The organism is Streptomyces sp. NPDC032126 (assembly GCF_055580085.1).
In genome coordinates, this window is record NZ_JBVIMA010000001.1 from 1,310,131 (window position 1) to 1,335,045 (window position 24,915).

General features: G+C 72.3%; 21 protein-coding genes. 5 read left to right on the forward strand and 16 right to left on the reverse strand.

The window, feature by feature from the left end; genetic code table 11:
- Window positions 1–17 precede the first annotated feature (17 nt).
- The 3 genes from ACZ5NW_RS05555 to ACZ5NW_RS05565 all read right to left on the reverse strand — a co-directional run bounded on the left by ACZ5NW_RS05555 (window position 18) and on the right by ACZ5NW_RS05565 (window position 4,283).
- Window positions 18–2,306, reverse strand: a complete 2,289-nt coding sequence (locus ACZ5NW_RS05555; RefSeq protein ID WP_468742994.1) for an FUSC family protein — start codon at window positions 2,304–2,306, stop codon at window positions 18–20.
- A gap of 63 nt (window positions 2,307–2,369) precedes the next feature.
- Window positions 2,370–3,743: an NAD(P)/FAD-dependent oxidoreductase gene (locus tag ACZ5NW_RS05560; protein WP_468742995.1), complete on the reverse strand. Its 1,374-nt coding sequence runs from the start codon at window positions 3,741–3,743 to the stop codon at window positions 2,370–2,372.
- A 156-nt stretch (window positions 3,744–3,899) separates the two neighbouring features.
- Window positions 3,900–4,283 carry an STAS domain-containing protein gene (locus ACZ5NW_RS05565; protein ID WP_468742408.1) on the reverse strand — a complete coding sequence of 128 codons (384 nt, stop codon included), beginning with the start codon at window positions 4,281–4,283 and terminating at the stop codon, window positions 3,900–3,902.
- Between the two features lie 194 nt (window positions 4,284–4,477).
- Between ACZ5NW_RS05565 and ACZ5NW_RS05570 the strand changes: the two genes are divergently transcribed.
- Entirely contained in the window at window positions 4,478–4,846 is a 369-nt protein-coding gene (locus ACZ5NW_RS05570) for a PRC-barrel domain containing protein (RefSeq protein ID WP_468742996.1), read from the forward strand.
- A 12-nt stretch (window positions 4,847–4,858) separates the two neighbouring features.
- On the opposite strand, the gene ACZ5NW_RS05575 is transcribed toward ACZ5NW_RS05570, so the two are convergent.
- The 8 genes from ACZ5NW_RS05575 to ACZ5NW_RS05610 form a co-directional block, all read right to left on the reverse strand.
- The gene (locus tag ACZ5NW_RS05575) at window positions 4,859–5,293 is read right to left on the reverse strand and encodes an ATP-binding protein (RefSeq protein WP_468742409.1); all 435 of its coding nucleotides are present in this window, start codon (window positions 5,291–5,293) and stop codon (window positions 4,859–4,861) included.
- A gap of 113 nt (window positions 5,294–5,406) precedes the next feature.
- Window positions 5,407–7,302, reverse strand: coding sequence for an AMP-dependent synthetase/ligase (locus tag ACZ5NW_RS05580; RefSeq protein ID WP_468742410.1), 1,896 nt, complete (start codon window positions 7,300–7,302; stop codon window positions 5,407–5,409).
- Window positions 7,303–7,468: 166 nt separating this feature from the next.
- Window positions 7,469–8,563, reverse strand: a complete 1,095-nt coding sequence (locus ACZ5NW_RS05585; protein ID WP_468742411.1) for a glutamate--cysteine ligase 2 — start codon at window positions 8,561–8,563, stop codon at window positions 7,469–7,471.
- A gap of 55 nt (window positions 8,564–8,618) precedes the next feature.
- Window positions 8,619–10,826, reverse strand: a complete 2,208-nt coding sequence (glgB, locus tag ACZ5NW_RS05590; RefSeq protein WP_468742412.1) for a 1,4-alpha-glucan branching enzyme — start codon at window positions 10,824–10,826, stop codon at window positions 8,619–8,621.
- 4 nt (window positions 10,827–10,830) lie between these two features.
- Window positions 10,831–12,192, reverse strand: coding sequence for a maltokinase N-terminal cap-like domain-containing protein (locus ACZ5NW_RS05595; protein WP_468742413.1), 1,362 nt, complete (start codon window positions 12,190–12,192; stop codon window positions 10,831–10,833).
- A 28-nt stretch (window positions 12,193–12,220) separates the two neighbouring features.
- Complete coding sequence (gene treS, locus ACZ5NW_RS05600; RefSeq protein ID WP_468742414.1) at window positions 12,221–13,939, reverse strand: maltose alpha-D-glucosyltransferase; 1,719 nt, start codon at window positions 13,937–13,939, stop codon at window positions 12,221–12,223.
- A complete protein-coding gene (locus ACZ5NW_RS05605) occupies window positions 13,936–15,915 on the reverse strand; it encodes an alpha-1,4-glucan--maltose-1-phosphate maltosyltransferase (protein WP_468742415.1) in 1,980 nt (659 codons plus the stop codon). The genes treS and ACZ5NW_RS05605 overlap by 4 nt, the downstream gene beginning before the upstream one ends.
- A gap of 63 nt (window positions 15,916–15,978) precedes the next feature.
- A complete protein-coding gene (locus ACZ5NW_RS05610) occupies window positions 15,979–16,269 on the reverse strand; it encodes a DUF5133 domain-containing protein (protein ID WP_468742997.1) in 291 nt (96 codons plus the stop codon).
- Between the two features lie 264 nt (window positions 16,270–16,533).
- On the opposite strand from ACZ5NW_RS05610, the gene ACZ5NW_RS05615 reads away from it, so the two are divergent.
- Both ACZ5NW_RS05615 and glgX read left to right on the forward strand, forming a co-directional pair.
- Complete coding sequence (locus ACZ5NW_RS05615; protein ID WP_468742416.1) at window positions 16,534–17,025, forward strand: pep a2; 492 nt, start codon at window positions 16,534–16,536, stop codon at window positions 17,023–17,025.
- A 26-nt stretch (window positions 17,026–17,051) separates the two neighbouring features.
- Window positions 17,052–19,169 (forward strand): glycogen debranching protein GlgX, encoded by a 2,118-nt coding sequence (glgX, locus tag ACZ5NW_RS05620; protein ID WP_468742998.1) that lies wholly within the window; start codon window positions 17,052–17,054, stop codon window positions 19,167–19,169.
- A gap of 84 nt (window positions 19,170–19,253) precedes the next feature.
- Here glgX and ACZ5NW_RS05625 read toward each other — a convergent pair whose 3' ends face one another.
- Entirely contained in the window at window positions 19,254–20,057 is an 804-nt protein-coding gene (locus tag ACZ5NW_RS05625) for a VOC family protein (protein WP_468742417.1), read from the reverse strand.
- 116 nt (window positions 20,058–20,173) lie between these two features.
- On the opposite strand from ACZ5NW_RS05625, the gene ACZ5NW_RS05630 reads away from it, so the two are divergent.
- The gene (locus ACZ5NW_RS05630) at window positions 20,174–20,509 is read left to right on the forward strand and encodes an ANTAR domain-containing protein (protein WP_468742418.1); all 336 of its coding nucleotides are present in this window, start codon (window positions 20,174–20,176) and stop codon (window positions 20,507–20,509) included.
- Window positions 20,510–20,545: 36 nt separating this feature from the next.
- Here ACZ5NW_RS05630 and ACZ5NW_RS05635 read toward each other — a convergent pair whose 3' ends face one another.
- Window positions 20,546–21,337, reverse strand: a complete 792-nt coding sequence (locus tag ACZ5NW_RS05635) for a SigB/SigF/SigG family RNA polymerase sigma factor (protein ID WP_468742419.1) — start codon at window positions 21,335–21,337, stop codon at window positions 20,546–20,548.
- A 423-nt stretch (window positions 21,338–21,760) separates the two neighbouring features.
- Here ACZ5NW_RS05635 and ACZ5NW_RS05640 point away from each other — a divergent pair, with 423 nt between their 5' ends.
- A complete protein-coding gene (locus ACZ5NW_RS05640; protein WP_468742420.1) occupies window positions 21,761–22,285 on the forward strand; it encodes a hypothetical protein in 525 nt (174 codons plus the stop codon).
- Window positions 22,286–22,296: 11 nt separating this feature from the next.
- Here the strand turns inward: ACZ5NW_RS05640 and hemC are convergent, their stop codons facing one another.
- The 3 genes from hemC to ACZ5NW_RS05655 form a co-directional block, all read right to left on the reverse strand.
- Window positions 22,297–23,232: a hydroxymethylbilane synthase gene (gene hemC, locus ACZ5NW_RS05645; protein WP_468742421.1), complete on the reverse strand. Its 936-nt coding sequence runs from the start codon at window positions 23,230–23,232 to the stop codon at window positions 22,297–22,299.
- Window positions 23,233–23,260: 28 nt separating this feature from the next.
- Entirely contained in the window at window positions 23,261–23,728 is a 468-nt protein-coding gene (locus ACZ5NW_RS05650; protein WP_468742422.1) for a GNAT family N-acetyltransferase, read from the reverse strand.
- 100 nt (window positions 23,729–23,828) lie between these two features.
- Window positions 23,829–24,899 (reverse strand): questin oxidase family protein, encoded by a 1,071-nt coding sequence (locus ACZ5NW_RS05655; protein ID WP_468742423.1) that lies wholly within the window; start codon window positions 24,897–24,899, stop codon window positions 23,829–23,831.
- Window positions 24,900–24,915 lie beyond the last annotated feature (16 nt).

Genomic DNA, 24,915 nt, shown 5'->3' on the forward strand with positions numbered 1-24,915 from the left:
CACCTCGCCGCCGTTCCTCACCTCACCGTGCTCACCGGCACCTCCAGCGGCCGGGCCAGGCCCAGTACGGCCTCGTCCAGGCGCTGGAGGTGTCGCAGCACCCGGTCCGTCACCCGGCCGTAGCGGGGCGTGCCGGGGCGGCCGGGCTTCAGCAGCGCGGCGATGCTCGGCCCGGTGCGCACCTGCGCGACGCGCTCGCCCGCCACCCGCGCGGCGATCGCCCCGATGTTGTGCAGGATGCGCTCACCGGCGCCGCGCAGCCGCGGGTCCGCCGCGATCGACGGATGCGTGGGCAGCAGCTCGGCCGTGGCCGCCAGTGACCGCGCGTGGTAGGCGCACGTCTCCAGGAGGGCCACCACATAACGGGCGGTGTCCCGGCGCGTGCGCAGCGGTGTGACCGGGTGGGTCAGCGGCTGGGTCGCGGCCATGAGGTCCGCCAGCGCCTGGTCGAGGTCGCGCGCCCGGTCCAGCAGATCCGCCGGGGGACCGCCGCTGAGCTGCTCCAGGGCCGCCGCGGTCACGTCCGTCAACCGGTCGAGGACGGTCGTCAGCAGCTCGTTCGTCCGGCGGTCCGTGTGCACCGGCAGCACCAGCGCCGCGGCGACCACCCCGCAGGCCGCGCCCAGCGCCGTCTCCTCCACCCGCAGCACCAGCACCGACAGGCTGTAGGTGTGCAGCAGCGTGTACAGCACGCCGAGAGCCGCCGTCACGAAGAACGACATCAGCGTGTACGACAGCGGCGCCGTGTAGAACATGGCGAACACGCACAGCAGCACCACCCCGAACGCCGTCCACGTGTGATGCCCGACCAGCCCGGCGAGCGCGACGCCCGCGACGACCCCGAGGACCGTGCCCAGCAGCCGCCGGGAGCCCTTGACCAGGATCTCGCCGGTGGAGGCGGTGTTGAGGAACACGATCCAGCAGGTCAGCACCGCCCAGTACCAGCGGTGCGACGACAGCAGTTCGCCGCCGACGATGGCCAGCGACGACCCGACGGCGACCTGTACGGCCGCCCGCGTGGTGGGCCGGCCGAGCCCCGTCGGTTCCCCGGCCGCCGCCGTCTGCTCCTCCTCCTGTTCGGCGCCGCCGATCGCCGCGTCCTCCGCGTCCAGCTCCTCCCGTGACCTGGCCGCCTCCGGGCTGTCGTCGGCGTCGTCGCGCGGCCCGTCGAGGGCGATCCTGAGGCCCAGCACGGCGCGGGCCGCCTCGCCGATGCCCCGGAAGACGTCCTGCACGGCGTCCGGGGCGTCCGGCAGCCGCTCCTCGTCCCGGTAGCCCAGCAGCCGGTTGCGCACCGCCGCCAGTCCGGCGCCCGTCGCCACCGCCTCGGGCCGCACCAGCGTGCGGAGGGCGGTGAGGTCGCGGCGCAGGAGGTCGGTGGCCGGGTCCCGGGCCGGCAGCGGGTCGCTGTCGGGCGGGGGCGCGCCCGGCAGGTGCAGGGTGAGCGTGTCGGCCCGCTCGGCGCTGCGCGCGGTCAGCAGCAGCAGGCCCAGGCGCTCGGCGGTGAGTTCCGCGTCGGCGATCCGGCGCTGGAGCACCCGCGCCACCGAGGCGTCCGGGGTGCCCTCCTCCAGCCGGCTCTGGATCATCAGGGCCGTCTCGTGCAGCCGCGCCGTGCCCTCCCGCACCCGGTCCAGGGCCCTGGCCAGCTCCTCCGGTCCCGCGTCCAGCAGGTCCAGCTGGGCGTCGAGGAGCTGGGCGAGCCGGGCGCGGAAGGCCGTCCGCAGCCGCCGCAGGATGCCCGTGGGCGTCTGCGGCACCAGCGCGAACCGGGACACCGCGCTGCACGCGAAGGCCACGGCGACCGTCGCGGCGAACCCCGGCAGGGTCGCCGGGGTCGCCGCGACGAAGAGGGACGCGAAGTAGAGCTGGAAGGCGATCAGCCCGAGCGCGGTGCCCCGGTCACCGAACCGGCGGCCGTAGACCGCGCAGAAGATGAGCAGCACGAACACGACGTCGCCCAGCACCACGCGCGCGTGCAGCAGCGCGGCCAGCGACACGGAGGCGAGCGCGACCGGCAGGCCCAGAGCGAGGGTGACGGCCTGCGCGCCGCGCTGCTTCTCGCGCGGGGCGAAGGTGGCGACCATCGCCGTGATCGCCCCGGCGACCAGATGGGTGACATCGGCGCCCAGCGGGGCGAGCACGGCCAGGGTGAGGGCGATGGCGCCGACCGTGCGCAGTCCCGCCGCCAGCCGCAGCAGGCCCGGGTCGGACGCCGCGACACGATCACGCAGCCGCGCCGCGGCCGACTGCCCGGCCCGTCTCACCGCGGCCGGCCGCGCCACCGTTCCCGCCTCGGCCGGCATCCCGGCCGGCCGCCCCGACGCCCGCACGCCGCCCCGTACTCCCGGAGTGTCCCCGCGGGCCCGTCAGCCGTTCCGCGGATCCGTTCCCTCGACGTGCGCCCGCACCTGCTCGGGCGTCATGTACGTGTCCGTGTACTCGAAGTCCTTCAGCTTGGCGGGCCGGCGGGCCTGGAAGCCCGTGCGGACGAAGTCGTCGCCCGCGATCGCGTTCAGCGTCCAGTTGGTCGCCACGCGCACCTTGGCCACGTTGGTGCGCAGCGCCCACCAGTGGTAGCCGCGCGCCGCGACCTGGGCGGGCAGACCGTGCAGTTCGAGGCCGAGCGGCTTGGAGACGGCGTCCCGGCCGCCGAGGTCGACGACGAGACCCAGGTCCTTGTGCTCGTACGGCCGCAGCGGCTGGTTGCGCAGCGTGGCGATGACGTTCGCGGCCACGGCCTTGCCCTGGCGGGAGGCGTGCTGGGCGGTCGGCGGGCAGATCGCGCTCTCGTCGCCCTTGACCACGTCGGGCACGGCGGCGGCGTCGCCGAGCGCGAACACCCCGTCGTGGCCGGGCAGAGTCATCTCGGCGGTGACCGCGAGCCGCCCGCGAATCGTTTCCGCACCGAGGGTGGCGATCAGCGGGCTCGCCACCACGCCGGCCGTCCAGATCAGCGTGCGGGTCGGGATCACCCGGCCGTCGGTGAAGGTGACCTCCTCCGGGCCCGCCTTGGCGATCGACACACCCAGCGAGATCTCGATGCCGCGCCGGCGCAGGATCTCCTGGGCGCTGCGCCCGAGCTTGTCACCGAGCTCCGGCATCAGCTTCGGGGCGATGTCGATGAGGTGCCACTTGATCAGGTGCGGGTCGATCCGGGGATAGCGCTTGACCGCGCCGTGCGTCAGCTTCTGCAGGCAGGCCGCCGTCTCGGTGCCCGCGTAGCCGCCGCCGACGACCACGAACTGCAGCCGGGCGGCCCGCTCGGCCGGATCCTGGCTGGCGTCCGCCAGATCGAGCTGGGAGATCACATGGTCACGGATGTACGCCGCCTCGGCGAGCGTCTTCAGGCCGAACGCGTTGTCGGTCAGGCCGGGGATGTCGAAGGTCCGGGTCACGCTGCCGGGCGCCAGCACGATGTAGTCGTAGGGCTCGTTGACGATGCGGTCGGTGATCGTGCGGATGACGCACACCTTCGCCGCGAGGTCCACCCCGATCGCGCCGCCCGGGATGATCCGGGTGCGGTACCGGCGGCTGCGGCGCAGCGACAGGGCGATCGACTGGGGCGTCAGCACCCCCGAGGCGACCTGCGGCAGCAGCGGCAGATAGAGCTGGTAGGCGAACGGTGTCACAAGCGTGACATCGGCCTCGTCGGGGGACAGCACGCGTTCCAGACGCCGGACGCACTCCACTCCCGCGAAGCCCGCACCCACCACCAGGATCCTGGGTCGTGTCACGTTGATCTCCCTCTCTGCGGCTGCGGACGGTCCGCCTCGACCTCCGGCACCTGCCCCGCCCGCGCGCGGTGTCGCACACCGACGATCCCACCGCGCCCGGGCCGCGCGCGCCAGCCGGACGAGGCATGCAGACGAACTTTCCCCCACCGCGCGTGGATACGCCTAGCTTTCGGAACGATCGGCTCCGCCATCGATCAGGGCCAGCGCCTCCTCGACGGTGTCGGAGACCGGCACGGTGAGGCTGACGCCGGTCAGGTCCAGGATGCGGCGGACGGCGGGGGTCGGGTCGATGACATGCACGCTGCCGGGGCGGTCGCGGGCCACCTGGTACGTCCGCAGGATGATGTTCATCCCGGATGAGTCCATGAACGGGACCGCGGACAGATCCAGCAGGAAGTGGCGGCGGCCGTGCCGGAGCTCGTCGGCCAGGCGGGCCTCGAACTCCGTGACGGTGCCGAGGTCCAGATGCCCTGCCACCGTGACCAGGACGACGTCCCGGCGGGGCAGCGCGACCTCGACGGACAAGGGGCTGCTGGCGGTGGACACGGGCACCTCCGATGGCTCGCCGTGCCCGGCGGCTACCCAGATGGGCCGTTTTGATGCGACGCAGCCCACGTCCGTGTCCCGCGTCGCGGCGGTCCCGGCCGGGTAAGGGTGCTGTGGAGCGAGCACGGCGGGCCCCGGCCGCCCGCCCGCGGGGGCGCCACCCCGTGACCCGCTCGCCGGGAGGGGGAGCCATGGTGACCACCGACGGCATCTGGTCGTACGCGCGGGGCGTCGGCCTCACCGACGGACACGATCTCACGGGCTACGCGGTGGTGGCCGCCGACGGCACCGTCGGCCATGTCGACCGCGAGGCCGGTCCGCACGGCATGCGCCACCTCGTCGTGGACACCGGTATATGGGTGTTCGGGCGCAGCGCCGTCGTCCCGGCCGGCGTGGTCGCGTCCGTCGACGCGGCGGCCCGCAGAGTCCGGCTGACGTGCACCCGGAACGCGGTGAAGACGGCGCCCCGGTTCCGCACCGACAGCGAGACCCTGGACCCCGCCTATCTGACGACCGTCGGCGACCACTACCTGCGACTCGCCCCGCGCACGGCCGCCGGCTGACCCCCGCACGGCTCACCAGGGCAGGAACGCGTGGACGTCCTTGCCCTGCTCCGTCCTCACCACGCTGACCTGACGGCACAGCGTGTGCACCAGGTACCAGCCGATGCCCCCGCCGCCGCTGTCGGGCCGGAACGGCCGGGGCGCCGGCTCCTCGGGGCTGGTGTCGTGCACGGTGACGTGCACCCCGTCGAAGGTACGGCGCAGGCGCAGCTCGAACGGGCCCGGCGCGTACTGCACGGCGTTGGAGGCCAGCTCCGCGACGATCAGCAGGATGTCGTGCCAGCACTCGGCGCTCGTCGGGGGCACCCGGCGCGAGAGTTCCCGCAGGAACTCCTCCGCGGCGAGCCGCGCTCCCGTCACGTCGTGCGGATCACCCGCGAAACGGACTCTACGGCTCGGGGGGCCCGAGGCAGCCAATGACTCTCTCCTGCGCGACTTGCCGGCCATGACATCGTGCGGCCCGCACGGGCGCGGGCCGTGTCCCTTTCTCGTACGGATCTTTCGCGCCGCCGTGCGTCCGGGTTCCCCCCGATGAAGAGGACTACGCACGGTCGGCCGGCTCAACGGAAAACGTCGTCCGTGTCGTCCCAGCCGAGGACCTCCTCCACGGCACCTTGCCGGGGCAGCGGGCGACGGGCGGTGTACATGGCCTCGATCTCGGCCGCGTAGCGCTCCACGATCGAGTCGCGGCGCAGCTTCATCGACGGCGTCAGCAGCCCGCTGGCCTGGTCGAACGGTTGCGGCAGCACCCGGAAGACCCGGATGGACTCCGACCGGGACACCGCGCTGTTGGCCGCGGCCACGGCCCGGCCGATCTCCTCCCGCAGCGCGTTCTCCTCCCGCGCCTCCCGGTTGGAGGCGTCGCCGTGCAGGCCCAGACCGCCGCGCCAGTGCGCGAGGAAGTCCGGGTCCAGGGTGATCAGCGCGCCCACGCAGGGCCGGTTGTCGCCCACCACCACCGCTTGGTGCACCAGCGGGTGGATGCGCAGCCGCTGCTCCAGCAGCGCCGGGGAGACGCTCTTGCCGCTGCTGGTGATGATGACGTCCTTCTTGCGGCCGGTGATCGTGAGATACCCGTCGGAGTCCAGCGACCCCAGGTCGCCGGTGGCCAGCCAGCCGCCGTGCAGCGCGGCCCGGGTGGCGGCCTCGTCGCCCACGTAGCCCTGGAAGACCGACGGGCCGCGCACCAGGATCTCCCCGTCGTCGGCGACCCGGATGTCCGTGCCCGGCAGGGCCTGTCCCACGGTCCCCGACCGCTCGCGGCCCAGCGGCTGCATGGTGATGCCGCCGCTGGTCTCCGTCAGGCCGTAGCCGTCGTGGACGTAGATGCCGATGCCCTCGTAGAACAGCGACAGGTCGCGGTTGAGCGGGGAGCCGCCCGACGTGGCGCGGCGCACCCGGCCGCCCAGCGCCGCCCGCAGCTTGCGGTACACCGTCCGCTCGAACAGCGCGTGCTGGAGCCGCAGATCGAGGCCCGGCCCCGGGCCGCGCCCCATCCGCTGGCGCTCGCTCGCCGCCGCGAAGGCGCGGGCGGTCTCGGCGGCCCGGTCGAACACGGCGCCGCGGCCCGACTGCTGGGCCACGCGCAGGAAGGTCTTGTAGATCTTCTCGAAGACCGACGGCACGGCGTGCAGATACGTCGGACGGAACGTCAGCAGGGCCGACGACAGCGCCTCCTGGCTCAGATCGGGCTCGTGGCCCATCAGGACGCCGCCGCGGACGCACAGCCCCTGCACCATCAGGCCGTACACATGCGAGAAGGGCAGGAAGGCGAGGACCGCCGGCTGCTCGCCCGGGAGCGCCGCGGTGTGGCCCCAGCCGGCCAGCAGCGTGTCACAGGGGCTGGCCAGACCCCGGTGGCTCAGCGCGCAGCCCAGGGGGCGGCCCGTGGTGCCCGAGGTGTAGGCGATCACCGCCGTGGAGTCCGGCAGCACGATCCGGCGCAGCGAGTCCACCGTGGTGACCGGGATCGGCTCGCCCAGCCGCGCCAGCTCCTCCAGGGCCCCCGCGTCCAGCTGCCACACGTGCCGCAGCGCGGGCAGCGTGGCGCACACCGAGCCGACCGTCATCACGCTCTGCTCGTCCTCGACGACCACTCCGACACAGCCGGCGTCCCGCAGGATCCACGCGACCTGGTCGCGCGAGGACGTCGGGTAGATCGGGACGATCTCCGCGCCCACCGCCCACAGCGCGTAGCTGAGCACGGTCCACTCGTAGCGGGTGCGCGCCATGATCGCGACGCGGTGGCCCGGGGAGATCCCGGAGGCGACGAGCCCCTTGGCGAGGTCGACGACCTGGTCGCGCAGCTCGACGGCGGTCACCTCCTCCCAGGTGTCCGCGCGGCGCCGGGCGAGGACCGGCAGGGTCGGCCGGTGAAGGGCGGTGTCGAAGACGCTGTCGGCGAGGCCGGCGGTCAGGGGCGGGGCGGACGGGGGAGCGATCGCGACGTCGCGCATGCGCTGCTCCTGACGTGTACGGGCTGTGACTCCGCCGACGAGAACCGTTATCGGCGGTGGTCGAATCTAGCCGAGGTCGGACCGATTGTGTCCGGGAACGGATTAGTAATCCGCCTTGATGATCTCGGCGGGCGGCTCGCGCCGTCGAATGCCTCGAAACGTCCGGTCAGCCCTGGGTGTGCCGCACGCACGCGTTGACGACCTCGCGCAGGCTGCCCGTGCGCTGCAACACCTCGCGCTGCACCCGGGCCCCGTTGCCCCGGGCGAGCAACTCGGCGCAGGACGTGCGGACCCGGTCCAGATCGCCGCAGTCGGCGACGGCCCGCTCGACATGGTCCAGCAGGTCCCCTACGACGGTCTCGGCGGGCGCCGGACGCATCGTCACCGGATGCAGCAGCTCCCCGGTGAGCCCCGCGCGGGCGGCCTGCCAGTCGGCCAGCCGCAGCAGGCTCACGCTGTGGTCCAGCGGGGGGACGCCCGCCTCCCAGTCCCGCGCGGCGGTCTCCGCCAGCCCCCGGACCAGCGCGGCGATCAGCACCGCGGTGTCGGCGTGCAGGCACACGTCCGCCACCCGCACCTCCACCGTCGGATAGCGCGGGGACAGCCGGGCGTCGAAGTAGACCATCGCCTCGTCGAGGATCGTCCCCGTGGCGACCATCTCCGCCACGCGCCGGTGATAGCGCTCCGCCGACCCGAACACCTCCGTCGGGCCCGCCGACGGCCACCGCTCCCACACCCGGGCGCGATAGCTGCTGTACCCGGTGTCCCGGCCCTGCCAGAAGGGCGAATTGGCGCTCAGTGCCACCAGCACCGGCAGCCACGGACGCATCCGGTCCACGATCGCCACGCCCTCGTCGTCGGAGTCGACGCACACATGGACATGGCAGCCGCACACCAGCTGCTCCTCGCCGGTCGCGATGCCGTACTGGCGGGCCAGCCACTGATAGCGCCAGTGTCGGCCCACCGAGGGGCAGACCGGCAGCGGCGACGTGGCCAGCGCGGCCACGGCGCAGCCGGTCTCCGCCGCGTGCCGGGCCGCCTCCGCCCGGCAGCGCACGATCTCCGCCGCCAGTTCGTCCATCTTGGACTGCGGGTGGGTGGCGAACTCCAGCATCTGGTTGTGGAGTTCCTTCTCGAACACGCCCCGCTCGCCGTTGTCGTCCCGCGCGGCACGAGCCAGCACGGCGGCTGCCAGCGCGCGGGGCTCGCCGGTCTCCGGGTGGACCAGGAGAAGCTCTTCCTCCACTCCGACGGTGCGCACGGGGATCCCTTTCTGTACGGGTGGTACGCACCCGACTGCCCCGTCCGGGGCCGGTTCACACCGACGGCGTCAGCCAGACCGTGGCCAGCGGCGGCAGCGTGATCCTGATCAGTCCGTTCTCGGGCTTCACCGGATCGGGGTTGGTGATGTCGCCGCCGCCGTACCGGGCCGCGTCGGTGTTGAGCACCTCGTCCCAGGCCACGATGTCGTCGCCGACGCCGAGGGCGTAGTCGTGGCGGACCACGGGGGAGAGGTTGCTCACCGACAGCAGCGGGGTGCCGTCGGCGGCGTGGCGCAGGAAGGCGTAGACGTTGTCGTCGGCGGCGTCGCACAGGACCCACCGGAAGCCGGCCGGGTCGGTGTCGCGCTCCCACAGCGCCGGAGTGGCGCGATAGAGCGCGTTGAGGTCGCGGACCAGGTCGCGTACGCCGCGGTGGTCGGGCTCGGCGGAGTAGGCGGGGTCGAGCAGCCACCAGTCGGGGCCGTCGGGCTCGGACCACTCGGCGCCCTGGGCGAACTCCTGTCCCATGAAGAGGAGTTGCTTGCCCGGGTGGGACCACATGAAGCCGAGGTAGGCGCGGTGGTTGGCGCGCTGCTGCCACCAGTCGCCGGGCATCTTCGACACCAGTGACCGCTTGCCGTGGACCACCTCGTCGTGGCTGATCGGCAGGATGTAGTTCTCGCTGTACGCGTACACCATCGAGAAGGTCATCTCGTGGTGGTGGTACTTGCGGTGCACCGGCTCATGGCTCATGTACTGGAGCGAGTCGTGCATCCAGCCCATGTTCCACTTCAGGCCGAAGCCCAGCCCTCCGGCATCGGTGGGGCGGGTCACCCCGTCCCAGGCGGTGGACTCCTCGGCGATGGTCACCACGCCCGGGCAGCGGCGGTACACCGTCGCGTTCATCTCCTGGAGGAACGCCTTCGCGTCCAGGTCCTCGTTGCCGCCGAAGACGTTCGGCGTCCACTGGCCGGAGTCGCGCGAGTAGTCCAGGTAGAGCATCGAGGCGACCGCGTCCACCCGCAGGCCGTCGATGTGGAACTCCTCGCACCAGTACACCGCGTTGGCGACGAGGAAGTTGCGCACCTCCACGCGCCCGAAGTCGAACTCGAACGTGCCCCAGTCCGGATGCTCGGCCCGCCGGGCGTCCCCGGGCTCGTACAGCGGATCGCCGTCGAAGCGGCCCAGCGCCCAGTCGTCCTTGGGGAAGTGCGCCGGCACCCAGTCCATGATCACGCCGATCCCGGCCCGGTGCAGGGCGTCGATCAGATACTTCAGGTCGTCCGGCGAGCCGAGCCGGGCCGTCGGCGCGTAGAAACCGGTGACCTGGTAGCCCCAGGAGCCGCTGAAGGGGTGATGGGCGACCGGCATGAACTCCACGTGCGTGAAGCCCATGTCCCGCACGTACGCGGGCAGCTCCTCGGCGAGCTGCCGGTACGTCGCGCCGGGCCGCCACGACGGCAGATGGACCTCGTACACCGAGAACGGGGCCTCGTGCACCGGGACGTCGCCCCGGTGCGCCAGCCACTCCGCGTCGCCCCACTCGTAGGCCGAGGCGGTCACGATCGAGGCCGTGTCCGGCGGCACCTCCGCCCGGCGCGCCATCGGGTCCGCCTTGAGGAACCGTTGGCCGTGACGGGAGGTGATCTCGAACTTGTAGCGGGTCCCCTCGCCGATGCCGGGCAGGAACAGCTCCCACACGCCGGACGCGCCGAGCGAGCGCATCGGGAAGGCGGTCCCGTCCCAGCAGCAGAAGTCCCCGGCGACCCGCACGCCCCGCGCGTTCGGCGCCCACACGGTGAAGCGGGTGCCCGTCACCCCCTGGTGGGTCATCGGCTCGGCGCCCAGCGCCGTCCACAGCCGCTCGTGCCGGCCCTCCCGGATCAGGTGCAGATCCAGCTCGCCCAGGGCCGGCAGGAAACGGTACGGGTCGTGCGTCTCGCTCTCGTCGCCGTCGTAGGCCACCAGCAGCGTGTACGCGGGGATCTTCCGCTTGCGGGGCAGGACGACGGAGAACAGGCCGTCGCCCTCCGACACCAGCGGGACGCGCCGGCCGTCGACCACGATCGCCACCGACCGGGCGAACGGGCGCAGTGCCCGCACGGCGATGCCGCCCGGCACCGGATGGGCGCCCAGCAGCGCGTGCGGGTCGTGGTGCTCGCCCGCGAGCAGTCGCGCGCGGTCGGCGGGATCCAGGGGTGGCGCGGTCCGGGACGGCACCGGACGGGCCCTCTCGGGCAGCGACGTGTCACGCAGGGCCACGGGGTCAGCCTCCTCGGACGGCGAGTCGTTCGATCGCGGCCATCGGCACCGCCAGCCAGTCGGGCCGGTGCCGGGCCTCGTACAGCACTTCGTACACCGCGCGGTCGGTCTCGTGCGCGCGCAGCAGGGCGTGTTTCTTGCGCGGATCCCAGCCCGCCCGTGCGGCGTAACCCGCGCAGTACGCCTCCCGGCAGCGGCGCGCCCACTCCGGACGCCAGGGACGGCGCTGGCGGGCGGCGTAGTCGAAGGAGCGCAGCATGCCGGCGATGTCCCGCACGGGGGAGTGCGGGCTGCACCGCTCGGTCAGCGGACGGGACGGCTCGCCCTCGAAGTCGATGACGAACCACTCGCGCCCCGCGCGCAGCACCTGCCCCAGATGCAGGTCGCCGTGGATGCGCTGGGCGGGCGGCCCCGGGTCGCAGGAGTCCAGCGCGCCGAAGGCGGTCCGCAGCCCCGGCACGAACGGGCGCAGCGCGGGCACATGGCGCGCCGCGGCCTCCAGCCGGTCCGCCATCGCGGCCGCCAGGGGCCCGTTGCCACCGTGCGGGCCGGCCGGGAAGGCCGCGGCCAGGGCCAGATGCACCTCGGCCGTGGCCCGCCCGAGGGCATGCGCCTCGGTCGTGAAGTCCTCCCCGCGCCCGAGGGCGTCCAGGGCGAGCGTCCAGCCGTCCGAGGCGTTGGGCAGGAACGGCTGGAGCACGCCCAGCGTCGCCTCCTGCGGATGCGTGGTCCGGAACCAGGCGACGGGCGCGGGCACCCGGGCGCACCCCTGGCCGGAGAGCGCGACCGGCACCTCCAGGTCGGGGTTGACGCCCGGCTGGATGCGCCGGAACACCTTGAGGATGAACGCGTCCCCGTACACCAGCGACGTGTTGGACTGCTCGGCCTCCAGCAGCCGCGGGGCGAGACCGGCGGGCACTGGCGGCGCGTCCGGGTCCGACTCGAAGACCAGCGGCCCGAGGGAGCCAGGATGCCGCATCCGCTCCAGGAGCAGCTGGGCGGAGCGTGGATCCTGGAGCGCGTCGTACACCATCCGCCCGGCCAGCGGGCCCTCCTCGACGCGCCCGATCAGCGCGCGGCCCAGGCGCGGCGACACATGCTCCTGGATGCCCAGCAGCAGCTGGTAGCAGTCGCCCGAGGGGGCCGCGCCGACGGGCGCCGGGACACCCGCGTGGCCCGCCTGGAGCAGGACGTGCAGACAGCCCCGGTACAGCTCCGTCATGGACAGCAGCCGCAGATCCGTGACGGGCCCGTCCTTGCCGGCGAACCAGCGCTGGCGCGGCAGCCATTCGCTCAGCAGCGTGCCGAGCGCCCCGACGGCGCGGGGATCGGCCGTTCTCCGGGGGATCACAGCGCTCTTGGGCATGATGACGCGTCCTTTCCCCATCGCACGCTCATGCGCGCCGGCCGGTGCGGGATGCGACCCGGGCGAGCCGGAACCAGTAGAAGCCGTGGCCCGCGAGGGTGAGCAGGTACGGCAGTTCGCCGATGGCGGGGAAGCGGACCCCGCCGAACAGCTCGACCGGGTGGCGGCCGTCGAAGCGGCGCAGGTCCAACTCCGTGGGCTGGGCGAACCGGGAGAAGTTGTGCACACACAGCACCAGGTCGTCCTCGTACTCGCGCAGAAAAGCGAGGACGGCCGGGTTCGACGCGGGAAGCTCGGTGAAGCTGCCGAGACCGAAGGCGGGGTTCTGCTTGCGGATCTCGATCATGCGGCGGGTCCAGTGCAGCAGCGACGAGGGCGACGCCATCGAGGCCTCGACGTTGGTGACCTGGTAGCCGTAGACGGGGTCCATGATGGTCGGCAGATACAGTCGGCCGGGGTCGCACGTGGAGAAGCCGGCGTTGCGGTCGGGGGTCCACTGCATCGGCGTGCGTACGGCGTCGCGGTCACCGAGCCAGATGTTGTCGCCCATGCCGATCTCGTCGCCGTAGTAGAGGATCGGCGAGCCGGGCAGGGACAGCAGCAGGGCGGTGAACAGCTCGATCTGGTTGGTGTCGTTGTCCAGCAGCGGGGCGAGGCGCCGCCTGATCCCGATGTTGGCGCGCATACGCGGGTCCTTGGCGTACTCCGCGTACATGTAGTCGCGTTCCTCGTCGGTGACCATCTCCAGGGTCAGCTCGTCGTGGTTGCGCAGGAAGATGCCCCACTGGCAGCCGGACGGGATCGCGGGGGTCTTGGCGAGGATCTCCGAGACGGGGTAGCGCGATTCCCGGCGCACCGCCATGAAGATGCGGGGCATGACAGGGAAGTGGAACGCCATGTGGCACTCGTCGCCGCCGGAGGCGTAGTCGCCGAAGTAGTCGACCACGTCCTCGGGCCACTGGTTGGCCTCGGCGAGGATCACCGTGTCCGGGTACATCGCGTCGATCTCGCGGCGCACCCGGCGCAGGAACTCGTGTGTCGCCGGAAGGTTTTCGCAGTTGGTGTCCTCGGCCGCGAAGAGATAGGGCACGGCGTCGAGGCGGAAGCCGTCGATGCCCAGGTCCAGCCAGAACCGCAGGGCGGCGAGGATCTCCTCCTGCACGGCCGGGTTCTCGTAGTTGAGGTCCGGCTGGTGGGAGAAGAAGCGGTGGAAGAAGTACTGCCCCCGCACCGGGTCGAAGGTCCAGTTGGAGACCTCGGTGTCCACGAAGATGATCCGCGCGTCGGCGTACTGCTTGTCGTCGTCGGCCCACATGTAGTAGTCGCCGTACGGGCCGTCCGGATTCTTGCGGGACTCCTGGAACCACGGGTGCTGGTCGCTGGTGTGGTTCATGACGAAGTCGATGATGACGCGCATGCCGCGCTGATGGGCGGCGTCGACGAACTCCACGAAGTCGGCGAGGTCGCCGAACTCGGGCAGCACCGAGGTGTAGTCGGAGACGTCGTAACCGCCGTCCCGCAGCGGCGACTTGAAGAACGGCGGCAGCCACAGGCAGTCCACGCCGAGCCACTGGAGATAGTCGAGCCTCGCCGTCAGGCCCTTCAGGTCGCCGACGCCGTCACCGTTGCTGTCCTGGAAGGAACGGACGAGCACCTCGTAGAAGACGGCGCGTTTGAACCAGTCGGGGTCGCGGTCCTTGGCGGGGGTGTCCTCGAAGGTGTCCGGAACGGGAGAGTTGACGGTCATGACGGGCTGGACCCTCCGATCGGCGATGCGGGCGGCACGACGTGGAACACATGGGCCGGGGCCCGGCCGGGCTCCAGGCGCACATAGTTGGACCTGCCCCAGGTGTAGGTCTCACCCGTCAGTTCGTCGCGCACGGACAGGGAAGCGTCGTGATCCAGGCCGAGTTGCGGCATGTCCAACGAGACCGTGGCCTCCTGGGTGTGGTGGGGGTCGAGGTTCGCGACCACCAGAACCGTGTCCTCGCCGTCCCGTTTGCTGTACGCCAGGAGCGCGTCGTTGTCGGTGGAGTGGAAGCGCAGGTTTCTCAGGCGCCGGAGCGCCGGGTGGGCCCGGCGGATCTCGTTGAGCCGGGTGATGAGGGGGGCGATGGTGTCGGCGGTGTCCCAGTCGCGGGGCCTGAGCTGGTACTTCTCCGAGTCGAGGTATTCCTCGCCGCCCTCCCTCAGCGGGGTGTTCTCGCACAGTTCGTAGCCGCTGTAGACGCCCCACGTCGGGGACAGCGTGGCGGCCAGCACGGCCCGCGCCTCGAACGCCGGCCGGCCACCGTGCTGGAGGTAGGCGTGCAGGATGTCGGGCGTGTTGGCGAAGAGATTCGGCCGCATCGCGGCGGCCGACTCACCGGACAGCTCGGTGAGGTAGTCGGTGAGTTCCTGCTTCGTGTTGCGCCAGGTGAAGTAGGTGTACGACTGCTGGAAGCCGATCTCGGCCAGGGTGCGCATCATCGCGGGACGGGTGAACGCCTCGGCCAGGAAGATCACGTCCGGGTCCGTGCCGTTGATCTCGGCGATGACCCGCTCCCAGAAGACGACCGGCTTGGTGTGCGGGTTGTCGACGCGGAAGATCCGCACCCCGCACGCCATCCAGTGCCGCAGCACCCGCACCGTCTCCGCGACCAGCCCGTCCATGTCGGCGTCGAACGCGATGGGGTAGATGTCCTGGTACTTCTTCGGCGGGTTCTCCGCGTAGGCGATCGTGCCGTCCGGCCGGTGATGGAACCACTCCGGATGCTTGTGCACCCAGGGATGGTCCGGCGAGCACTGCAACGCGAAGTCCAGCGCGATCTCCAGGCCCAGCGCGACCGCCTGTTTCACGAACCACACGAAGTCGTCCAGCGTGCCCAGCTCGGGGTGCACGGCGTCATGCCCGCCCTCGGGCGAGCCGATCGCCCACGGCACGCCGACATCGGCCGGAGTCGCGTTCAGCGAGTTGTTGCGGCCCTTGCGGAACGTCGTGCCGATGGGATGGATGGGCGGCAGATAGACCACGTCGAAGCCCATCTCCGCGATCGCCGGCAGCCGTCGCGCCGCCGTGCGGAACGTGCCGTGCGGGCGCTTCGGCGTGCCCTCCGACCGCGGGAAGAACTCGTACCACGCGCCGTACAACGCCCGTTCCCGCTCCACCAGCAGCGGCAGCGGCTCCGACGCGGTGATCAGCTCCCGCAAGGGGTGGCGGGCCAGTACCTCGTCGACCTCCGGGACCAGCGCACCCGCCAGGCGCACCGCGACGGGCAGAGCATCGTCGCGGAGGGTCTCCGCGGCCTTCAGCAGCGCGGTGCGCTCCGGACCCTTGGGCACCCCGGCGGCGGCCCGCTCGTACAGGTCGGCGCCCTCCTCCAGGACCAGGCCCGTGTCGATGCCGGCCGGGATCTTGATGCGGGCGTGGTGGCGCCAGGTGGCCAGCGGATCGCTCCACGCCTCCACCCGGTAGGTCCAGCGGCCCTCCGTGTCCGGGGTGACGTCGGCGCCCCAATGGTCGGAGCCCGGGGCGAGTTCGCGCATCGGCGTCCAGGGGCCGTGGCGGCCGTCGGGGGCCGTGAGGACGACATTGGCGGCGACGGCGTCATGGCCCTCGCGGAACACGGTCGCGGTGACCTGGAACGTTTCTCCGACGACCGCCTTGGCCGGGCGTCTGCCGCAGTCCACCGCGGGCCGGACGTCTCGGACCGGGATGCGGCCGATGGCCGGGGTCGAACTCATGGGTCACCTCCGCCGTGCTCGCCTCCGGCCCGGGATCGGGACGGAGTCCTGCGCCGGACGGGGCTACCTGCCCGTCCGGGAATCCGGGGAACGCCGTATCGGCGGGGGGCCGGGCCGCGAGCGGCCGGCCGGGGTGCTCCGCCGGGTGGGCGGCCGGTGCGCACCGACGTAGCGCTCGGCGGCGTCGGCGGCCTCGCGCGCGCACCGCTTCCCCATCAGCACGCACAAGGTGTAGCCCGCGTCCTCGAAAGCCGCTCGCACCGCCCGGTCGGCGGGTGAGGCGAGCATCATCTGCTCCCAAGTCCGATACCGCCGCAACTGCCGGAGGACTTCGGCTTTGGCAGGCAGCAGCATCACGCCCACCGCCTTCCAGGGCTCGCGAGCTTCCATGGCTACTCATGGTGCATGGAGTGCGACCCAGCGTCCTGTTGGATCTTCAACATCATGCGGGGGGCGACCCGCCTCATCCGTCACGCCACTCGCTCGTGTTGCACGAATGGACTAACAGTCGCACCGTGGAGGTGACTCAGACGCGATCGATGCTCACCCTCCGTACCGGAACCCCGCCCGACGGGGCCCTCCGAGGAGCGGGAGCCTCGCCGGTGAGGAGCCAACGAGATGAAGACCGCAGTGCCCTGCTACTACCACCTCGACGTGGAAGTCAGCCCCGAACGGGTCGGCCAGGTCAGGCGCATCCTGGCCGCTCACCTCAGGTTCTGGGACCTCGAAACCCTGGTCGAGCCCGTGTGCCACGGCGCCCAGATGCTGCTGAAGGCGATCGACGAGCACGCGACGGACAAGAACACCTCGATCGAGATGTGGTGGAACGGCCAGCACGTCATCACGGCCGTCGGGGGCCACGACCGGGATCTGCGCCCGGACCAGGACCTGCGCTTCTGCCTGGAGCGCATCGCCGCGATGAGCGACGGCTGGGGCTGCTGCGCCACCGACGGCGGCGGCAAGGTCATCTGGTTCTCGCAGCGCGTCCGCGCCGACGAGCGCGCCCCGCTGGTGCCCGTCGCGCCCGCGCCGAGCCTGCGCGCGGTGCGCCAGGTGCCGCGCGAGGTACCGGTCGCCGTGCTGGCCGCTCCGGCGGGGGCCGCCCGGTGACGGCGAGCAAGCGCCGCAAGGCAGGGGTGCCCGTGTGGAGCGGGCACCCCTACCCGTTGGGCGCGGACTTCGACGGCGAGGGCACCAACTTCGCGCTGTTCAGCGAGGTCGCCGAGCGGGTCGACCTGGTCCTCGTGGACGAGGCGGGGCGAGGCCGCGAGGTTCCGCTCACCGAGGTCGACGGATTCGTCTGGCACGGCTACGTCCCCGGTGTCGGCCCCGGGCAGCGCTACGGCTACCGGGTGCACGGCCCCTGGGCCCCGGCCGGGGGACACCGGTGCAATCCGGCGAAGCTGCTCCTGGACCCGTACGCCCGGGCGGTCGACGGGCAGATCGACAACCACCCCTCCCTCTTCGAACGGGCCGGCGACCGCCCCGACCCGGCCGACAGCGCGGGGCACACCCTGCTCGGCGTGGTCACCGATCCCGCCTTCGACTGGGGCGACGACCGCCCGCCCCGGCAGTCGTACGCCGACACGGTCATCTACGAGGCCCATGTCCGCGGCCTGACCCGCACCCACCCCGACGTCCCGCCCGAGCTGCGCGGCACCTACGCCGGCCTCGCGCACCCGGCGGTGATCGAACACCTCGTGGGACTCGGCGTCACCGCGGTGGAGCTGATGCCGGTCCACCAGTTTGTGCAGGACGGCGTCCTGACGGACCGCGGTCTGTCGAACTACTGGGGCTACAACACCATCGGCTTCTTCGCCCCGCACAACGCCTACGCCGCCCACGGCACCCGGGGCCAGCAGGTCACCGAGTTCAAGGCGATGGTGAAGGCGCTGCACGCGGCCGGCCTGGAGGTCATCCTCGACGTCGTCTACAACCACACCGCCGAGGGCAACGAGAACGGGCCCACGCTCTCCTTCCGGGGCATCGACAACGCCTCGTACTACCGCCTGGTGGACGGCGACTGGGCGCACTACTACGACACCACCGGCACCGGCAACAGCCTGCTCATGCGCCACCCCTACGTCCTCCAGCTGATCATGGACTCGCTGCGGTACTGGGTGACCGAGATGCACGTCGACGGCTTCCGCTTCGACCTCGCGGCCACCCTGGCCCGGCAGTTCCACGAGGTGGACCGGCTGTCGGCGTTCTTCGACCTCATCCAGCAGGACCCGGTGATCAGCCGCGTCAAGCTGATCGCCGAACCTTGGGACGTCGGCGAGGGCGGCTACCAGGTGGGCAACTTCCCGCCCCTGTGGTCGGAGTGGAACGGCCGCTACCGGGACGCCGTGCGCGACTTCTGGCGGGCCCAGCCCGGCTCGCTGGGCGAGTTCGCCTCCCGGCTGACCGGCTCCGCCGACCTCTACGCCCGCAGCAGGCGCCGGCCGCGCGCCAGCGTCAACTTCGTCACCGCGCACGACGGCTTCACCCTGCGTGACCTGGTCTCGTACAACGACAAGCACAACGAGGCCAACGGGGAGGGCAACCGGGACGGCGAGAGCGTCAACCGGTCCTGGAACTGCGGGATCGAGGGCGAGACCCGCGACCGGGCCGTCCGCGCCCTGCGCGCCCGCCAGCAGCGCAACCTCCTGGCCACGCTGCTGCTGTCACAGGGCATCCCCATGCTGCTGCACGGCGACGAGCTCGGGCGCACCCAGCGGGGCAACAACAACGCCTACTGCCAGGACAGCGACATCTCCTGGGTCGACTGGCGCCTGACCGACGAGCAGCGCGGCCTCGTGGACTTCACCCGCCGCCTGCTCGCCCTGCGCGCGGCCCATCCCGGCCTGCGCCGGCGCCGCTTCTTCCTCGGCGAGACCGTCACGCACGCCGACCAGCCGCTGCCCGACCTGGTGTGGCTGCTGCCGGACGGGCGGGAGATGACCGAGGCCGACTGGCTGGAGCCCGACGCGCACTGCCTCGCCGCCTTCCTCAACGGCGACGCCATCGCCGAAGCCGACCGCCGGGGACAGCGCGTCGTGGACGACTCGTTCCTGCTGCTCTTCAACGGCCACTGGGAGCCGGCGGACTTCCGGCTGCCGCCGACGGCCTACGGCGAGCGCTGGACGGTCTGCGTCGACACGGCGGAACCGGACGGCGGCCCCGACGAGACGGAGTACAAGGCGGGCGCCCGAGTACGCCTGATCCCCCGAAGCCTGATGGTCCTGTCCCGCCCGCCACGCGCCGGGGGGTGACGGACGGGCGCAGCCCGAAAGGGGCGCGGGGAACTGCGCGACCAGCCACGACGGCGCCGCACCCGAACGGAGACGGCGCCCGCGTCAGCGCAACGGCCGAGACGTCACCGTGAACTGCGCCCCGTCCGGATCCCGCAGAATCGCCTCATCGGCGTCCAGACTCAGCACGCTCCCCCCGTGCTTCTCCGCCGCCCGCGCACACGCCTCCACGTCCCGCACGGCGAAGTGGACCTGCCAGTGCGGCCGGATCGTCGGATCGGGCGCCGCCTCCAGCGCGCCCGAGACGATCCGCGCCACCACGTCGCCGCCGCTGCGCAGCACCACCTCGTCGCCCTCGTAGTGCACCTCGCAGCAACCGGGCACGTCCGTCGCCCAGTCGAGGATCTCGCCGTAGAAGATCGCGGCGGCGAACGCGTCACGGGTGTGCAGCCGGATGAACGCGGGCGCCGCGCGCCGCCAGACCTCCCAGCTGCCGACCAGCTCGCCCTCCCACACCCCGAAGGTCGCGCCGTCCCGGTCGGCCAGCAGGGCGGCCCGGCCGGGCGGCAGGGAGATCGGCCCCACGGCCGCCGTGCCGCCGCGCTCGCGCACCCGCGCCGCCGCCTCGTCCGCGCTGGGCACCGCGAAGTACGGCGTCCAGGCCACCGCCATCTGCCACATCGAGGCGACGGCGGCGATGCCCGCGACCGGCACGTCGCCGACGAGCGCGATACGGAAGTGGTCGCCGAGCCGGTTCTTGCGCCACCGCCAGCCCAGCACGGCTCCGTAGAAGTCCTGGGTGGCCTCCAGGTCGCGGCTGGTCAGACTGACCCAGCAGGGTGCCCCGAAGACGGAGTGCGTGGAGACGACCCCGGTCGCGCCGGGAACGGAAGTCGGGTGGTCGTTCATGACCTGGCGTCCTGCTCTCGTCGGCCGAGGGCGGGTGACCCCGGCGGTCTCTTACCAGTGTCTGCCGCAAACCGCCGAAGGCGCCTGTCGAGCGAGGTCGGTGGCACGATGGAGAAGTGGGACGAGTACCGCAGCGGCCCCCGGACGAAACGGCCCGTTCGGAGGAGCTCCAGCAAGAGGTCGACCAGCTGAGGGAGGCGGTGACCTCGCATGCCGTCGTGGACCAGGCGATCGGCATGGTCCTCGCCCTCGGCCGGCTCACCCCGGAGCAGGGCTGGGCGGTGCTCAAGGAGGTCTCCCAGCACACCAACATCAAGCTGCGCAACGTCGCCGAGCTGATCCTCATCTGGGGGCGCACCGACCGGATGCCGCAGGAGATCCGCGTCGAGCTGGAAGAGGCGCTGGACCGCCACGGCCCCACACAGATCCCGGGCGCGCCCGGCACGGAGTGACCGGCGCGCCCGGGGTGGGCGCTGTTCCCGCCCGCCTCAGCCGGTCCCGGCCAGGATGTCCTCGCGCAGCCGGGCGAAGCAGCTGCTGAGCAGACGGGACACGTGCATCTGCGAGATACCCAGCTGTTCGGCGATCGCGCTCTGCGTCATCCCGTCGAAGAACCGCAGATAGAGGATGGTCCGCTCGCGCTCCGGCAGGGCGCGCAGACGCGGCGCCACGGCCACCCGGTCCACGACCGTGTCGTAGCCGGCGTCGCGCTCGCCGAGCGTGTCCTGGAGGGCGTACCCGTCGGTCCCGGGCAGCTCGGCCTCCAGCGACAGCGCGGAGAAGCAGTCCAGGGCCTCCATGCCGGTGCGCACCTCGTCCTCGGTCAGCTGGGCGCAGACCGCGATCTCGGCGACCGTCGGCGCGCGGCCCTCGGTCGTCTGGGAGAGTTCCTTCACGGCCTGCCGTACGCGATTGCGCAGGTCCTGGACCCGGCGCGGCACATGCAGCGTCCACAGGTGGTCACGGAAGTGGCGCTTGATCTCGCCGGTGATCGTCGGTACCGCGTACGCCTCGAAGGCGCGACCGCGCTCGGGATCGTAGTGCTCCACCGCTTTGACCAGGCCCAGCGCCGCCACCTGGTAGAGGTCTTCCAGCGCTTCGCCGCGGCCCCGGAAGCGGACGGCGATCCGCTCGGCCATCGGCAGCCACACCCGCACCAGTTCGTCCTTGAGCGCCTGCCGTTCGGGGCCCTCGGGAAGGCCGGCGAGCCGGGCGAAGTCCGAGGTCGTGTCCGGGGCGTCGTCGTGCGGGTGGGGTCGCGTTCTTACGGTGGGACGCATCGTGCGCGCCTCCCTGAGGGAGTGCCGTGGGACGGACACCGTGGGAAGCACGCGCTCGGACGAGGGAGGGTTTCCGGGGCCCGGCTACGCGGGTCCCACGGAGGTGCCTCCGGTCCGAAGCACTGAGAGTCCGATTCCCCCGACCGGGTGGTTTGAAACAATTGCGCGCATTGCCCGAGTGTGCGACCGCATGGTCGTACGCGCGTGGGGGAGATCCTCGACCGCCCGCTGATCTTGCCCGGCGACGTGAATTACGGCACGCCCGCGCGCGGCCCCGCGCGGCCCGCGGACGGATTCCTGCTGCGCACGGCTTGATCAGCGATCAAAAGGGGTGATTCCCCTGGCCACAGCGTATTCCGCTCATTTGACAGTGCGCTGAGCACACGGATAGGAAGCAGCCCGGAGCAGGCGAGAGGGCGGATTGTGTACGAGCCGAACGTGGTCGGGGACTGGCAGGAGTACGACGAGCATGCCGGTCTGCGTCTGCGCGTCCACCGACTGGAGCCCGGCGAGCCGCCGCGCGGCCGGGACGACGCCGCCGAGGGGCTGACGTACTTCCGTCTACGGATCACCGTGGAGAACCGCGGCGACCGGCCCTGCTGTGTGCACCTGGAGGACGGCCAGATCGACGTGCGGATCGGGCCCGACGGGGAGAGCGCCTTCGTCGACTGGCGCAACACGCAGTTCATCGAGGGCTTCGAGGTGTACCCGCTGCGCCGCGCCACCGCCGTGCTCTACGCGGCCGGACCGGAGGCCGCGCTCGGTCAGGTGGACGTGCAGGTCCAGCTGCGCGTCGACGACGAGTGGGCCGACCGCCGGCTGTGGACCGGCGGCCTCTGCCTCACCGACGAGCCCGTCGGCGCCTGCGCGGGCGGCACGGCCCACGACGGGCTCGCCCACCAGGTGAGCAGCTATCTGCGCAGCCAGGCCGAGGAGGGCACCGCCTGACCCTCCCCGGGTCAGTGCGCGATGCCGTCGATGAGCTCCCGGGCGCCCTGCCGGAGCAGCGCCACCGCCACCGACGTGCCGAGCGTCGCCGGGTCGAGCGGACCCGCCCACTCGTGGGCGTTGAGCCGGGTCTTGCCGTCGGGCGTGAACACACAGGCCCGCAGCGACAGTTCACCGCGCCGGTCGACCTGGGCGAACCCCGCGATCGGGCTGTTGCAGTGCCCCTGCAGCACATGCAGGAACATGCGCTCCGCCGTGGCCTCCCGGTGCGTGGCCGGATCGCCGAGCCCGCTGACGGCGTCGATCAGATCGGCGTCGTCCTCCCGGCACTGAAGGGCGAGGATGCCCGCCCCGATCGGCGGCATCATCGTCTCCGGCGACAGCACCTCGCTGATCACGTCCCGCCGGCCGATGCGCTCCAGACCGGACACCGCGAGCAGCAGCGCGTCCGCCTCCCCGGCGGCCAGCTTCTCCAGGCGCCGGTTGGCGTTGCCACGGAACGGCACGCAGTCGAGGTGCGGATGCGTGGCCGCCAGCTGGGCGATCCGGCGCACCGAGGAGGTGCCGACCCGGGTCCCCGCCGGCAGCTCGTCGAGGGTGAGCCCCTCCGGGTGCACGAGCGCGTCGCGGATGTCGTCCCGCTTCAGGAAGGCGGCGAACACCGTGCCCGCGGGCAGCGGCCGGTCGGCCGGGACGTCCTTGACGCAGTGCACCGCCAGATCCGCCTCACCGGCCAGCAGCGCCGCGTCGACCTCCTTGGTGAAGGCGCCCTTGCCCTCCACCTGGGACAGATCGCCCAGCCACTTGTCGCCGGTGGTCCTCACGGGCACGACCTCGGTGCGCACACCGGGGTGCAGCACCGCCAACTCGCCGCGCACCCGCTCCACTTGGGCCAGGGCCATGGGGGAGTCGCGGGAGACGATGCGGATCAGTTCGGGAACGGACATGCGGGACACGATAGACCCTCCGCGAGGGTCACCGGCCCACCTCCAGGAAGTAGCGCAGCTTCTCCTTCGCCCGGGCGCCGAGCCGGTCGTAGAAGCGGATCGCGCCCTCGTTCCAGGCCGGCGTCTGCCACTGCACCTCGGTCAGGCCCAGCGTGCGGGCCTCCTCGGCGACCGCGTCCATCAGCCGCGCGCCGAGTCCGAGCCCGCGGTGGCCGGAGAGCAGGAACAGGCAGTCCATGTGCAGGTATTCACGGCCGTCCCAGGTGGAGATCTCGGGCGCGCAGGTGGCGTAGCCGACGACCTCGCCGTCGGGCGTCTCGGCGACCAGACAGCGCAGCCGCGGTTCCGGGGTGCCGAACAGCAGGACGTCGAGTCGCTGTGCCAGGTCGGGCACCGGTGGCGCGGAACGCTCGTACTCGGCGTGCAGGAAGGCCAGTTCGGCCACCCGGGGCAGATCGGCGCGCGTCGCGTGCCGGATCGCGGGCGCGTCGCTCATCGCACGGCCCCCTCGGCGAGGGCGGGCAGCGCCGGCGTGTCCACCGCGGACGGGAGTTCCTTGTCATGATCCATCCCGTCATCATGGGCCGCGGCGATCGTCAGGCCAAGGGCTCGCTGAGCTCGATCGCGCGCAGGGCGGCGGCCAGGGCCCGCTCGTCGCCGACGTCCAGCGCCGTGTCGGCCAGCTTGATGACGTGCTCGTCGCCATGTGCCAGCGCGCGGTCCAGGACCTCTTCGGGGGCGAGACGGGCGGGGGCGGCGTAGGCGACCGGTTCGGCCGGAGCGTACATCGCGGTGACCGCCGCGGAGGCCGTCCACGCCGCGCGCAGGCTGGGCGCCCACAGCTCCCGTGGCAGCGAGTCGAGGCTGCGCAGCACGGCGTTGGGGGCGGTCGCCGAGTGGACCAGCATGGTCGGCTCGCCGTGGCCGTGGGTGGCGTAGCGGTGGGTCGCGGCGCGGACGAGTTCGGTGAGCCGTTCGCGTGCCGTGTCCGGATCGGTGACGTCGTCCGCCCAGACGGGCAGCCGGCGCACGGCGGCCAGGCGGTCGCGGAAGCCCAGATGGCCCGGGCCGATCGACGGCACGGCGTCCAGGGTGTCGCCGGCCGACGACGCGCCCGGCAGGTCCGCGATCCCCGTCACGGGCTGGTGGCGCGCCGCCCAGTAGCCCAGCGCGTGCGCGAGCTCGGTGACGCGCGGGCCGTTCTCGTCGGCCTCCACGGCACGCACGGCGTGACCGACCCTGATGATCGTGTGCGTGGCACCGCCGTACAGGCCGGACAGCAGCCGCGGCCACCACTCGGCGAGGACGTCCCGCCAGGGGCGCTCGGCGAGCGTGCGGGAGAAGTGGTCGGTCCAGTCCGCTATCCGGCGCGGATCCCCCAGCGCGGCACGCCAGTTGTCGTCCGTGACGGGGGCCACGCGATCGGGGAAGTCCTCCAGCTTGTCCCGGTAGAGGTCCAGCCAGCGGTGCACGTCCGCCGCGTGTCCGTGGGCGGCCAGCGCCTCGACGACCATGGGCGCGTGGTTCGACAGCCAGCCGTCCCGCTCCGGACCGGAGGCGTGGACCCGTTCCAGGGCTTCTTCGAGCCGTCCGCCGGTGTCGTTCGTGCCGCTGGTGGCCGTCGTGCGGGTCGTGGCGGTCGTGTCGCTCGTGTCGATCGTCTCCATGGACGGGACGTTATGC